Below are 12,868 nucleotides of genomic sequence, written 5' to 3'. Positions count from 1 at the left end.
CTGCTATATGCGCCACATACGCCGGGCGGGGTGCCGCCGACTGAACGGCAGCTCCCCGCCCCAAGGGGCGCGGGGAACTGCGCGACCAACCACGGACGCCCCGCAGCCGAAAGACCGCCGCAGTTCCCCGGCTCACCCAGCGGAGCGTCTACGCATCCTTGAACGCCTGCCGCTGCCGCCCAAGCCCCTCGATCTCCAGCTCCACCACATCCCCGGCCCTGAGGAACGGCTTCGGCTCAGGCTCCCCCAGCGCGACCCCCGCCGGCGTCCCGGTATTGATGACATCCCCGGGATACAGCGTCATGACCTGACTGAGATACCGCACGACCTCCCCCACCGAGAAGATCTGCTCCGCGGTCGTGCCGTCCTGCTTCAACTCCCCGTTGACCCACAGCCGCAACGACAGCCGCTGCGGATCCGGCACCTCGTCCGCCGTCACCAGCCACGGCCCGAGCGGGTTGAACGTCTCGCAGTTCTTCCCCTTGTCCCAGGTCCCGCCGCGCTCGATCTGGAACTCCCGCTCGGACACGTCATGCGCCACCGCATACCCGGCGACATGCGCGAGCCCTTCCTCCACGGACCCCAGATACCTGGCCGTACGCCCGATGACGACGGCCAGCTCGACCTCCCAGTCGGTCTTCACGGACCCGCGCGGCACGAGCACCGTGTCGTGCGGCCCGACGACCGTGTCCGGAGCCTTCATGAAGACGACCGGCTCGGCGGGCGGCTCGGCACCCGTCTCGCGCGCGTGGTCGTGGTAGTTCAGCCCGATGCAGACGATCTTGCCGATCCGGCCCAGCGGCGGTCCGATCCGCAGCCCGGTGGCGTCCAGGGCGGGCAGCTCACCGGCGTCCGCGGCGGCCCGGACCCGGCCGAGCGCGGCCTCGTCGGCGAGCAGCGCGCCGTCGATGTCCGCGACGACGCCCGACAGGTCCCGCAGGGTCCCCTCGGCGTCGAGCAGCGCGGGCCGCTCCGCTCCCGCCGTACCGACTCGCAGCAGCTTCATGATCACGTCTCCCTCGATCGCGGGCGCCCGCCGATGCGTGCGACCCGGATGCGGCGGGGACAGCGATCGGAGGACTGGTCGATCCTCCAAGGTGGGAGTCCACTCCGCAATACCCGGTTCACGTACTGGACCGTCACCGGAGGGACTACCTGTAGAGGACGGCCCGCTCGACCACACTCCACGTCGTACTGGTCACGACGTACAGCGCTGCGGCCAGCGGCACCACCGCCACGGTGACCAGCGTGAAGAAGGACATGAACGGCATGGCCTTGGTCACCGCCCCCAGCCCGGGAAGCTGCTCCCCACCACCGCCCCCGGCCGGGACGACCGGGTTCGCGGCCATCATCCGCTTGCTCAGGCGGTAGCTGAACGCCGCGACACCGGCGACGACCACGAACAGCCCGACGTAGACGAGCCCCGCGCCACTCAGCGCACTGCCCCCGCCGATCGCGTCCGTCCACCGCTCCCCCAGCGGCGCGGCGAACAGCTCATGGCCGAGCAGCTCATTGGCCCGCCCGCCGATCGTGTCGCTGGAGAACAGGTGGTAGAGCAGGAAGAACGCGGGCACCTGGAGCAGCCCGGGCAGGCAGCCGGCCAGCGGCGACACCTTCTCCTCGGCGTGCAGGTCCAGTACGGCTCGCTGCAGCTTCTCGGGGTTCTTCCCGTGCTTCTTCCGCAGCTCGGCGATCTTCGGCTGGAGCGCGGTCCTGGCCTTCTGGCCGCGCGCGGCGGCCCGGGACAGGGGGTGGACGAGGAGTCGTACGAGCGCGGTGAACAGGACGATCGCGGCGGCGGCCGCGGAGGCGCCGAACAACGGCTGGAGCAGGTCGGCGAGGTGCTCGACCAGGTTGGCGAAGACGGACATGCGTGAGCCCTCCGGGGGTCTCGTCGTGCCGGAAGTGGGTCATGGCGGCATGACGACCCGCGCGGGGTCAGCTGTGTGATGTGCCCCTACGCGAAGGTCGCCCGGAGGGCGTGTCCGGGTGCCCGGGGCCGGGGGCGCCCCTTGGCGTCCGGGTCGCGTTGCGGCAGGAAGGCCGTACGGAGGTCACGGTCGCGGATGGCCGTACGCACACGGGTGCGTGGCACGGCGGGCGCGCAGCGCGAGGCGACGAGGGCGCAGACCGCGAGCGCGGCTCCGGCCGCGGCGGTCGCCGCGAGCGCGACGGTGGCGGTGAGGCTGCCGGTGTCCAGCAGCGCCACTTCCAGGACCAGACAGAGCAGCACGAGAGCGGGACGCAGACTCGCCCAACTGCGGATCATCGACGGCCCCCTCCCGTACGAGCGTGCGCGCCACTCGCCGTTCAGTCCACTCCATTCGTTATACACGATCATCTGCGCGACCACGTCCGAGACTTCGTACACGGGTTTGAGAAAGGTTCGTCACAACTCTCGACAACCCATCCGTCACACCCGATGCTTCTCGATGCCATCGACGGGCCAACCCGCGACGCCGGGCCGGGGGGACCGGCGCCTGCCCCGAATTCCCCTGCATTCCCCTGACTTCCCCTGACTTCCCCTACGGAGGAGCCGTGATACGACGCAGAACCCTGCTGTCCGCAGCAGGCGGTACGTTCCTCGGCAGCGCCCTGGCGACCGGCACCGCGCACGCGGACGCCACCATCGCCGTCACCCCCTCGACCACATACGGCACCTGGGAGGGCTGGGGCACCTCCCTCGCCTGGTGGGCCAACGTCTTCGGCGCCCGGGACGACTTCGCGGACCTCTTCTTCACCACCAAGTCGGTGGCGTACAACGGCCGCTCCCTGCCCGGCCTCGGCCTCAACATCGCCCGCTACAACCTCGGCGCGTGCAGTGGGAACAGCGTGGGCGGCGAGACGATGGCCGAATCCCCCAACATCCCCGCCTTCAAGCAGATCGAGGGATTCTGGCAGGACTGGAACAACGAGGATCCCGCCTCCTCGGCCTGGAAGTGGTCGGCGGACGCCAACCAGCGCGCGATGCTGGTGAAGGCGACACAACGGGGCGCGATCACCGAGCTGTTCGCCAACTCCCCCATGTGGTGGATGTGCAGCAACCACAACCCCTCGGGCGCGGCGGGCGGCGGCAACAACCTCCAGACCTGGAACTACCGCCAGCACGCCTCCCACCTGGCAGCGACGGCCCTCTACGCGAAGAACAACTGGGGCGTGAACTTCGCGACGGTCGACCCCTTCAACGAGCCGGCCTCCACCTGGTGGACCGCGACCGGCACCCAGGAGGGCTGCCACATGGCCCCCGCAGTCCAGGCGGCCGTACTCCCCTACATGCGCAGCGAGTTGGACAAACGCGGCCTCACAGGCACCCGCATCGCCGCGTCGGACGAAACGAACTACGACACGGCCCGCTCGACGTGGGCGTCCTTCAACTCCTCGACGAAAGCCCTGGTCTCCCAGGTCAACGTGCACGGCTACCAGGGCTCGGGCGGCCGCCGCGACCTCCTCTACACGGACGTGGTGACGACGTCCCGCAAGAAGCTGTGGAACTCCGAGACGGGCGACAGCGACGGCACGGGCCTGACCCTGGCCTCGAACCTCTGCTCCGACTTCCGCTGGCTGCATCCCACCGCGTGGTGCTACTGGCAGGTCATGGACCCGTCGACGGGCTGGGCGATGATCGCCTACGACGCGAACACCCTCCAGCCGACCACAGTCCAGACCAAGCACTACGTACTGGCCCAGTTCAGCCGCCACATCCGCCCCGGCATGACGATCCTGGACACGGGCGTGAGCTACGCGGTAGCGGCATACGACGCCGCCTCCCGCCGCCTGGTCCTGGTAGCGGTCAACACCTCGGCCTCCGCCCAGACCCTCACCTTCGACCTCTCCCGCTTCTCGACGGTGACGGGCGGCTCAGGGGGCCTGGTCCCCCGCTGGAACACGGTGACGACGGGCGGCGGCGACCTCTACACCCCCCGCTCGGACATCCGCCTGAACGGAAAATCCGTAAGCGTCCCCTTCGCGGCGAAGTCGGTGCAAACGCTCCAAGTGGACGGCGTGACGCCGTAGGCCGGCGGCGGACGGCACGGCGGCGGTTCGGGGCGATCCGTAGAGCCGGGACGGCGAGCATGGGGAATCCGGGCAGATCAGGGGTCTGGCCTGCACATCTCTCACGCTCGTCACCTCCCGGCAGTACGGTGTCCCCCATGCGCCCCGACACGCCTGCCGAAAACGTCGACCACACCGCCGAAGCGGCACGCCTGGAGCGGACCGCCGGCCTGTATCCCGAGGACGCCGAGGCCCTGCTGCTACGGGCCGCGGCCCACCTGGAACTCTCCGGCGACCGCCCCACCGCGTCCACGCTCTACGACCGCCTGCTGGCCTCCACGGCCGACCTGGACAACCCCCACCTGGTACGGGCGCTCAAGGCCTCGAACCTCTGGGAGTACGGCCACGAGGCCGAGGCCAGGGCGATCATCGAGGGCGTCCGCTCGGCGTCCCCCCAGGACGCGGCCCCTTGGGTCATCGTCGCGGAAGCCCTCGAATCCCACGACGAACTGGAAGCGGCCCACGAGACGTTCACGGAGGCCGTGCACCGCCTCCTGACGGACGTGGCGGAGCCCCCCTACGCCACCCACCCCCTCCTCTTCGGCCGCCACCGCGTACGGCGCATGCTCGGCGAGTCCCACGACGAATGGGACGCCCTGGCGGACACGGTCCACTCCCTCCCGATCACCCTGGACGAACTCCACGACCCCAAGCGCGTCTGGTCCCTGGGCTCGGAGAACCCGGCAGAACTCGAGGCCGAGATCCTCCGCCTCCGAGCGGAACTCGGGGCCTACAGAGAGGCCCTGTCCCGCCCGTTCCCCGTAGCGATCCTCCACTGGCCGGCGACGGAACTCACGGAACTCCTCGAGGCGTACCCGACGCTGGAGGCGGAGTACCCGTCTCATGAGGCCCACCTCGCGACCATAGAGTCCGCCCTCCGGGAACTCGCCTCCTCCGGCACCCCGAACCTGGGCATCGTCACGGGCACGGTCCCGTCGTACGAGGCGTTCGCAGCATCGGAACTGTCGTCCCCGTCGGACGCGACACTGCTCCCCCAATACGCCACGACACTGGCGGCCCGGGGCCGGGCGGTGGCGTGGCCGCCGCAGCAGGGAGCGTCTTGCTGGTGCGGCTCGAACCGGCCCTACGGCCAGTGCCACGGCTCGGACGTATAGCCGAGACCTGTAGAAGATGCACGACCCACTTCCTCCGACCGAGTACGACGAGGCCTTCGGCCCATGGCTGGGGCGCCAACTGCGTCGAGCGGGTATGTCGCAGGCGGACTTGGCTGACCAGGCCGGCACGACCCGCGCCACCGTCTCAGCCTGGATCACAGGTCGCGCGGAACCGCATGAAGAGACCAGGGCCCGCATCGCGGACATCCTCAGCACCACGCAGCCCTCATGACGCGCACGGTCGGCCTTCCGACGCGGCCGACCGGCGCGCTGGCCCTCGCCCTCGCACCTCGACCACCGGCCGATCGCCGCTAAGCCAACCCGGCGCGCCCTGAACCGCTGATGCGTCCTGCACCCCGAGTGCCTGAACAACTCGCCGCTGCACAACGAACCGATGGCCCCCGGCCCTCCTGGGCCGCCCGCTCGCTTCTCTCCCGTGCTGGAGCGGCCCGGGTCAAGGGTGGCCCGCAGGGCCATCGGCGCCAGCCGACGCGGAGCGCAGCGCAGCGGAGTGGAGCGGAGTGGAGCGCCCTTGAGGCGGGCCGTGGAAGCACGACACTGGCCATGAAGCGGGTGGCCCAACAGCAACCGGCAGCCCACCTTTCGGTACGGCCCTCGAATGTCAGTGATTGCTGTTAGAACAGATCCACATCGTCACGCGTGATCGTGTACGAGAACCACGAGGGATCAGGGGAGCAGTCGTGGCAGAACATGGGGGCCTGTCCAAGCCGATCGCGGGTGTCTACGAGAAGCTGATCACCCATGGTTTGCGTGACGAGCTGGAGCGATTCACGGCCGCGGGGTGGAAGGCAATCGATGCCGAGGTCACGCCAGAGTCCACGCCCCATGTGCTGGCTCGCTACATCGGTGAAGCTGTCAGTCAGAGGCTTAGCGAGCTCCCGCCCGAAGACCGTGTGGCTGTCGCGAATCGCATCCTCGATTCCTTGGCCACAAGCGCCACCGACCCCAGCGAAGCCAAAGCCGTAAGCACGAGCACTATCGCCGAAGGCCCTCGACAGCTCCTTGCTCTCGCTCAGCAGGAGGCTCCAGGCGTCTACGCCCTCCGCCCCCTCACCCCCTTGTCCGAAACGTCGCTCATCACTAACTCTCCAGAAGACCTCAGTCTCGGCTCCGAGCTCAGGGCAGAGCTCGCTACGGCAGACCGCATTGACCTGCTCTGCGCGTTCGTGAAGTGGTATGGCATTCGCGTCCTCGAGGATTCACTGCGCGCCGCTAAGGAGCGGGGCGTGCCGATCCGTGTCATTACGACCACCTACATCGGCGCCACCGACCGCCACGCACTCGATCGCCTCGTTCGCGACTTCGGCGCTACGGTCAAGGTCAACTACGAGATCCGATCCACGCGACTGCACGCCAAGGCCTGGCTCTTCAGGCGTCACACGGGCTTCGACACGGCGTACGTCGGCAGCTCCAACCTCTCGAAGGCCGCACTCCTAGATGGCTTGGAGTGGAACGTCCGCCTGTCCTCCATCGCTACACCGGCGGTGCTGAACAAGTTCGAGGCGACCTTCGACGCGTATTGGAATGACTCCGCGTTCGAGACATACGACCCCGATCACCACACCGAGCGCCTCGACCATGCTCTGGCTCAGGCAAGCGGTACCACCTCCACCACTGATCTGAAGATCAGCCTCTCTGGGCTGGAGGTACGCCCCTTCCCCTATCAACAGGACATGCTGGAGCGCCTACGGGTAGAGCGCGAGCTCCGAGGACGCAATCGCAACCTGTTGGTCGCAGCAACCGGTACCGGCAAGACCGTCATGGCGGCCGTGGACTACCGAAGCCTGGCCAAGAGCTTCGATAACCGTCGACCAAAGCTGCTGTTCGTCGCACACCGCAAAGAGATTCTCAAGCAGTCTCTCCGGACATACCGGGAGGTGTTGGATGATGCCTCATTCGGCGAGTTGCTCTATGGCGGCGAGGACCCGCAGACATGGGACCACGTGTTTGCCAGCGTCCAGTCACTCAACGTCCAACGGCTTGAAGAACTGGCTCCCGACCACTTCGACATCATCGTGATCGACGAGTTCCACCACGCCACGGCCACCACCTACCGTCGCGTTATCGATCACTTCAAGCCCAAGGAGCTTCTCGGCCTGACCGCTACCCCCGAGCGGATGGACGGGCTCAATGTGCAGGACGAGTTCTTCGAGGGCCGCATCGCAGCCGAGATGCGGCTCTGGGAAGCCCTTGAGAACGACCTGCTCTGCCCCTTCCACTACTTCGGCATCCCCGATGGCACAGACCTGACGAACCTCACCTGGCAGCGGGGCGCGTACGCAGACCAGGACCTCGGCAACCTCTACACGGGCAATGAGGCACGTGCCCGTATCGTCGTCAAGCAGATCCGAGACAAGGTCTCCCAGCCCGGAGCCATGCGTGCACTGGGCTTCTGCGTGGACAAGAAGCACGCCCGCTTCATGGCGGACTTCTTCCGAAAGGCGGGATTTCAAGCAACCGCGCTCACCAGCGACTCACCTGCTGCAGCACGCGCTCAAGCTCTCGCTGATCTACGACAGGGGAAGCTGCAAGTCATCTTCTCCGTGGATCTCTTCAACGAAGGCCTCGACATCCCCGATGTCGACACCCTTCTGCTCCTGCGCCCCACCAACAGCGCCACGGTCTTCCTCCAGCAGCTAGGCCGTGGACTGCGACGTACCGAGATGAAGCCCGTACTCACTGTCCTCGATTTCATCGGACAGCACCGGGCAGAGTTCCGCTTCGAAGAGCAGTTTCGAGCTCTGACGAACCTCTCCAGGAACCGGCTCGTCGATCACATCGAGCACGACTTCCCGCTCCTTCCATCGGGATGCCAGATCATCCTGGAAGGCAAGGCCAAGAACTTGGTGCTGGACAACATCCGCACGCAACTGAGCGCTACCGTCAAGACCCTGGTCAACGAAGTCAAGGCCTATGAGACGCCACAGCTAGCGGACTACCTGCGGGAGAGCCGCAGGGAGATCAAGGAGTTGTACAAGAGCGACAACTCCTGGACGACCATCCTGCGCCGAGCCGGCCTGCTCAAAGCTGCTGCTCCTACTGGTGAATCGGCACTCCTCAAACGCGTCCACGCTTTCCTGCACGTCGATGACCCTGCCCGAGCCAACGCGTACCTCCGTCTCCTCGCCGACGAAGTACCTCCCTACGACGAGTTGGACCCCGCAGACCAGGCCTATGCCCGCATGCTCTTCTTCAACTTGTGGGACAACGCAGGTGGTTTCACCAGCTTCCAGCAAGGCCTCGACGCGCTCCGCGACCAACCGGTCCTGCGTGACGAGCTCCGCCAGGTCCTGTCCTACGTCATCGAGCAGGCGGACCACTTCCCGATCCCCTTGTCGGGCAGCCACAGCCAGCTCCCGCTAAGGGTCCATTGCTCCTATAACCGCTCTGAGATTCTGGCCGCCCTCGGCGTAGCACGCTTCGGCGGCCAGATGCCCAGGTCCTTCGCACAGGGCGTCCAGTGGGTCGAGGAACTCCAGACAGACGCCCTTCTGATCACTCTGGAGAAGAACGAGAAAGACTTCTCCCCTACTGTCCGGTACAGGGACTACGCGCTGAGCCCGACGCTCTTCCACTGGGAGTCCCAGAACTCCACGGCCGGAAGCTCTCCAACAGGACAGCGCTACCAGCATCACGCCGAGCGGGGCAGCCACGTCCTGCTCTTCATGCGTCGCTACAAGAACACCGACATCGGTAAGTCTCAGCCTTGGATGCTTCTCGGGCCTGCCACCTACGAAGGCCATGCTGGCAGCAAGCCGATGGCGATCACGTGGCGCATGGAGCATGACTTGCCAGCCGACGTTTGGTCGTATGCAGCCATCAACGCAGGCTAGTTGGCCACGTTCGATGTCAGAGTGATCAGCTAACGTCAGAGCATGGACTTAGCTTCGATCAAGCCCGGGCTGATGACCACACGCGCAGCCATGAAGAAGCTGTTCGGCGGAGGGACGCAGGGAGGGATCATCCCCTCTGACACCACCCCGAACATCCTCATCTACGTAGATCACGACAGCGGCAAGAAGTACGGCTACGAGGATGGCTGGCTAGAGGAAGAGGACGAACGAGGGCCGGTGTTCGAGTACACCGGCCAGGGCACCCGCGGAGAGCAAACGTTTCTGGGGCTGAACGGCTCCCGCAACGCAGCCGTCTTGTGTCACGCAGACAGCGGAAAGTCACTGCGAGTCTTCATGGCAGCAGGGAAAGTCACCGATCCAACATCTTCCGCTAAGCAACAACGGTACGTAGGCGAATTCGAGCTGGATGTAGAGCTGCCCTACACAGTGCGTGAGGCACATGACGAGAACGGCGAGCGCCGTCGCATCATCGTCTTCCGCCTACGCCCTAGGGGAGACTCTGAGCGCCTCACCCAGGATGTCATCAGTCGCGCGAAAGAAACCGACACCCACAGGGTTTCCGCCACTGTAGTCGCCTGCAAGATGGTGGAGCCGAAGAAGAAGCGCGCGTCAGAGAGCAGGCGGGCTGCACAACCGAGCCTCATAGCCGATCTACGCCAATCAGCGTTGCGAGAGCAGTACCTCGAGGAGCTCATAAAACGTGAGCACGAAGTCTTCGCGTACCAAATAAAGATCTCGGGTACGACCAAGACCCTCAAGACCGACCTATACGACGCCACGATGCATGAACTGTATGCAATCAGGGGCGCCAGCAGTCGGGAAGAGGTGCGTATGGCCATAGGTCAACTGAGGGACCTTGTACGGCACATCAAGCCGCGGGACCCCAAAATGACCGTGCTGCTTCCGGAGAAGCCGCAGGATGACTTGCTGAATCTGCTTCACGCAGAGGGAATCGACCTCGTCTACGAAGACGCCGATGGCTACACAAGATGCGCGATCAAGTAGCCGCACCTTGCAAACCTCTTTGGAGTAATCATGGCAGAGTCGCCAGAGCATGCCTTCCTGTCAGACACGGCCCTCCAGATCATGGACAGCGCCTCGAACTCAACGCTGTTTGGCTATACAGAAGGCCAGCGCAAGCGCTTTGACTTCTCCTGCGACTTAAAGAAGGACTGGTCAAAGGTGGTTGCGGGGCAAACACTCTGGAAGCACGACGGGGACGGAATCGACAAGGACCTCAGAACGCTTCTCCACGAGCAGGACATCGCCGCGGCGGTATACATCGCTCGACACCAGAGCCGCAGCCGTGCGCGCCTCGCCGAGGTAACACAGGACTACCTCCGCACCATGCCCGGGAGCCTCTCTCGCCTGCGCGTCTTCTGGGTGCCGGCGGACTTCGACGCCGACGATGATAAGTCCCGCACCACCGTGCACAACCTCTTGAAGGAGGAGATCACCAAAGATCTCCTCCTCCAAGTAGCCCTGGGAGGAATCGCTCCCCCGGATGTGACCCGTTTCGCGTCCTCAAGGCGCCCCGGCCTCCCGCTCAGGATCCTGTCGCACGTCAAGGAGCAGGGATATCGCAACCATCGAAACATAGCCAAGGCTCTGGACGTCAACCTGAGCGCTCTCCAATTCGAAACAGAGCGACTCTTCATCATAGGATTTCTGTCGAGCGACAGCCCGCAAGGGGGCCTGTACAGCGTAACGGAGAGCGGAAATGCGATGCTCGATATCTGCTCGCGTCTCCGCGACTACCTCCACGGGAACCTCGGCGACGGAAACAAGAATGAAGATTTCGAGCACATATGCAAGCTGCTGGGTATCGATTACCCATCGATACCCAAAACGGCGCCCCTGCTAGTCGGTGACGATGACCGCGATATACAGGACCCCTCAGCACTGCTTCTGCAGCACGTGGCCCAAGCCGACGCAGACGGTTCCGTCGAGTGGCCCGAACCCTACTTCGCTTTACCTTCGAGTTCCGATATATCCACTTCCGAGTGAGCCTGACCCGTTCAGCTAGGGCAGCCCTTGGATAGTCTTTCCACATGATTCGCGCAGTGGTCTTCGACGTAGGTGAGTGCCTCGTGGACGAGACCCGGGAGTACGGCACTTGGGCCGACTGGCTGGGCGTTCCGCGGCACACGTTCCATCCGATGTTCGGGGGCGTGATCGCCCAGGGCCGGGACTACCGGGAGACGTTCCAGGCGTTCCGGCCCGGGTGCGATCTCTACGAGGAGCGGGAGAAGCGGGCTGCTGCCGGGCAGCCGGAGAACTTCGGGGAAGACGATCTGTATGAGGACGTCCGGCCAGCTCTGGGGCAGCTCCGGGCCGACGGGCTGTGGCTCGGCATCGCCGGGAATCAGACCGTACGGGCCGGGGGGATCCTGCGGGAGCTGTTCTCCGACGACGTCGACCTGACCGGTACGTCCGACGACTGGGGCGCCAGCAAGCCCGACCCCGAGTTCTTCAAGCGGGTCGCCGAAGCGGTGCCCTTCGACGTCGGCGAGATTCTGTACGTCGGTGATCGGTGCGACAACGACATCCGGCCCGCCATGCAGGCAGGTATGCCCACAGCGCTTGTACATCGCGGGCCGTGGGCCACCATTCAGTGGGACAGCACCGAGGCCAGGGAGTTGCCGACCTTCCGCGTCGAAGGGCTGCTGGAACTGAGTGACCGAGTGCGCGCGTTCAACGCCTCAGCACACTGAGTGTCGTAGACCAGTCGTACAGGCGGTCGTCGAGGTCGCGAACGCAGGTTGAGGACCGGGTGCCGGCCGACAAGGCGTACGGCTCCCCCAGTAGCCGGGCCTACCTGCGAAGACGCGGTATCAGGGCGACCATCCCGGTCGCCGCGGCCCGGGGTCCGCAACCGCCAGAGACTCGGGTTCCGAGACGGACGGCCGCCGACGATCGACAAGGCGGACTCCAAGCAGAGGCACACGGCCGAATGCAGGATCAACCGGCTCAAGCGCCGCCGGCATGGAGTGTGGCCCGCCATGCTGCCCAGAGGACAGCCATGCCTGTGATTCCTCAGGACTCTTGGCGCAGGGCAACATGCTCGGCCTCGAAGCGCATCTGCGCTCGGTCGAGCATGTCGTCCGCGTCTCGGCCGTGAGCTCGGAACCAGTGAAGGAAGTCGGTGATCGCCGCAATCGCCGTGTCCTCCGCCACAGCCGAGGTCAGCCTGCGCGTCCCTACTCCGAGTGGCGCCTGCGCGGTGGCGTAAGAAACGAGGAGGGCCTCGGCCCGCGCCACACCGGGAGTTCCCACGTGACCGCTGGGCCCGGTCAGCTTTGTGGCCAACTCGCACCACGTGACCTTCCGATCCGGGCCCAGCGACACACCCCAGCGATCGGCAACGGCGTCTACCAGTGCCATGCCCCGCCCCTCCTCGGCGTCTGTGCTCGCCTCGCGGAGGACAGGCAGCGCGCGCGTATCGGGATCATGCACCTCGATGCGCAGGTGCGTGCCTTTCATGGAGACTGCCAGCGTCGCGGGGGTGCCGGTGCCGACGTGGGTGATGACGTTGGCCACCAACTCGCTGACGCACAGTTGGGCTTCGTCGACAACGTCATGCAGCCCCCACATCCCCAGTTGCAGCCGCAAGATCCGGCGCAGGGCAGCCACCTCCACGGGCTCGGCTGTGAAGGCGAGCTCCCACGGCTTGCGCGACATACACGCTCCCTGGCTCACGTGGACCCCTCTCGTCGCAGTGGACGCCGCATCAGCAGCGCAGCGTCACGAATGCTCACGTTGAGTTGCTTCGGTGACAAGAGTGCTGGGAACACATCCCGTCGTGCAATGTGCACGGCGGGATTC

The 12,868-nt window shown here is 65.7% G+C and carries 11 protein-coding genes; 7 read left to right on the top strand and 4 right to left on the bottom strand.

Translation table 11 applies throughout. From position 1 onward, the window contains the following. Positions 1-148: 148 nt before the first annotated feature. The 3 genes from ACFTZL_RS11780 to ACFTZL_RS11770 all read right to left on the bottom strand — a co-directional run bounded on the left by ACFTZL_RS11780 (position 149) and on the right by ACFTZL_RS11770 (position 2,269). Complete coding sequence (locus tag ACFTZL_RS11780) at positions 149-1,006, bottom strand: fumarylacetoacetate hydrolase family protein (RefSeq protein ID WP_382580594.1); 858 nt, start codon at positions 1,004-1,006, stop codon at positions 149-151. Between the two features lie 145 nt (positions 1,007-1,151). After that, positions 1,152-1,871: a YidC/Oxa1 family membrane protein insertase gene (locus tag ACFTZL_RS11775; RefSeq protein ID WP_382580592.1), complete on the bottom strand. Its 720-nt coding sequence runs from the start codon at positions 1,869-1,871 to the stop codon at positions 1,152-1,154. Between the two features lie 86 nt (positions 1,872-1,957). Next, the gene (locus tag ACFTZL_RS11770) at positions 1,958-2,269 is read right to left on the bottom strand and encodes a DUF6412 domain-containing protein (RefSeq protein WP_382580590.1); all 312 of its coding nucleotides are present in this window, start codon (positions 2,267-2,269) and stop codon (positions 1,958-1,960) included. 269 nt (positions 2,270-2,538) lie between these two features. Here ACFTZL_RS11770 and ACFTZL_RS11765 point away from each other — a divergent pair, with 269 nt between their 5' ends. From ACFTZL_RS11765 to ACFTZL_RS11735, 7 genes are all read left to right on the top strand, one after another. After that, positions 2,539-4,014, top strand: coding sequence for a beta-1,6-galactanase (locus ACFTZL_RS11765; protein WP_382580588.1), 1,476 nt, complete (start codon positions 2,539-2,541; stop codon positions 4,012-4,014). A 137-nt stretch (positions 4,015-4,151) separates the two neighbouring features. Then, the gene (locus tag ACFTZL_RS11760; RefSeq protein ID WP_382580586.1) at positions 4,152-5,168 is read left to right on the top strand and encodes an SEC-C metal-binding domain-containing protein; all 1,017 of its coding nucleotides are present in this window, start codon (positions 4,152-4,154) and stop codon (positions 5,166-5,168) included. A 16-nt stretch (positions 5,169-5,184) separates the two neighbouring features. Beyond that, a complete protein-coding gene (locus ACFTZL_RS11755) occupies positions 5,185-5,400 on the top strand; it encodes a helix-turn-helix transcriptional regulator (RefSeq protein WP_382580585.1) in 216 nt (71 codons plus the stop codon). Between the two features lie 469 nt (positions 5,401-5,869). Continuing rightward, positions 5,870-9,022: a DUF3427 domain-containing protein gene (locus tag ACFTZL_RS11750; RefSeq protein ID WP_382580583.1), complete on the top strand. Its 3,153-nt coding sequence runs from the start codon at positions 5,870-5,872 to the stop codon at positions 9,020-9,022. Positions 9,023-9,064: 42 nt separating this feature from the next. Continuing rightward, positions 9,065-10,048: a hypothetical protein gene (locus tag ACFTZL_RS11745; protein WP_382580581.1), complete on the top strand. Its 984-nt coding sequence runs from the start codon at positions 9,065-9,067 to the stop codon at positions 10,046-10,048. Between the two features lie 30 nt (positions 10,049-10,078). Then, positions 10,079-11,050 carry a hypothetical protein gene (locus tag ACFTZL_RS11740; protein ID WP_382580579.1) on the top strand — a complete coding sequence of 324 codons (972 nt, stop codon included), beginning with the start codon at positions 10,079-10,081 and terminating at the stop codon, positions 11,048-11,050. Between the two features lie 44 nt (positions 11,051-11,094). Then, the gene (locus ACFTZL_RS11735) at positions 11,095-11,757 is read left to right on the top strand and encodes an HAD family hydrolase (RefSeq protein WP_382580577.1); all 663 of its coding nucleotides are present in this window, start codon (positions 11,095-11,097) and stop codon (positions 11,755-11,757) included. Between the two features lie 322 nt (positions 11,758-12,079). Here ACFTZL_RS11735 and ACFTZL_RS11730 read toward each other — a convergent pair whose 3' ends face one another. Beyond that, positions 12,080-12,724: an ATP-binding protein gene (locus tag ACFTZL_RS11730; protein WP_382580575.1), complete on the bottom strand. Its 645-nt coding sequence runs from the start codon at positions 12,722-12,724 to the stop codon at positions 12,080-12,082. Between the last annotated feature and the right edge of the window lie 144 nt (positions 12,725-12,868).

Source organism: Streptomyces sp. NPDC056948, from assembly GCF_042674225.1.
Taxonomy (GTDB): Bacteria; Actinomycetota; Actinomycetes; order Streptomycetales; family Streptomycetaceae; genus Streptomyces; species Streptomyces purpurascens.
The sequence above is the reverse complement of the archived record's forward strand: the minus strand, read 5'-3'. Positions and strand labels throughout refer to the sequence as shown.

Bases quoted from the DNA above. Each gene is read 5' to 3' on its own strand.
- ACFTZL_RS11745 (WP_382580581.1), top strand. From the start codon at position 9,065: ATGGACTTAGCTTCGATCAAGCCCGGGCTGATGACCACACGCGCAGCC.
- ACFTZL_RS11760 (WP_382580586.1), top strand. From the start codon at position 4,152: ATGCGCCCCGACACGCCTGCCGAAAACGTCGACCACACCGCCGAAGCG.
- ACFTZL_RS11735 (WP_382580577.1), top strand. From the start codon at position 11,095: ATGATTCGCGCAGTGGTCTTCGACGTAGGTGAGTGCCTCGTGGACGAG.
- ACFTZL_RS11780 (WP_382580594.1), bottom strand. From the start codon at position 1,006: ATGAAGCTGCTGCGAGTCGGTACGGCGGGAGCGGAGCGGCCCGCGCTG.
- ACFTZL_RS11740 (WP_382580579.1), top strand. From the start codon at position 10,079: ATGGCAGAGTCGCCAGAGCATGCCTTCCTGTCAGACACGGCCCTCCAG.
- ACFTZL_RS11755 (WP_382580585.1), top strand. From the start codon at position 5,185: ATGCACGACCCACTTCCTCCGACCGAGTACGACGAGGCCTTCGGCCCA.
- ACFTZL_RS11770 (WP_382580590.1), bottom strand. From the start codon at position 2,269: ATGATCCGCAGTTGGGCGAGTCTGCGTCCCGCTCTCGTGCTGCTCTGT.
- ACFTZL_RS11775 (WP_382580592.1), bottom strand. From the start codon at position 1,871: ATGTCCGTCTTCGCCAACCTGGTCGAGCACCTCGCCGACCTGCTCCAG.
- ACFTZL_RS11730 (WP_382580575.1), bottom strand. From the start codon at position 12,724: ATGTCGCGCAAGCCGTGGGAGCTCGCCTTCACAGCCGAGCCCGTGGAG.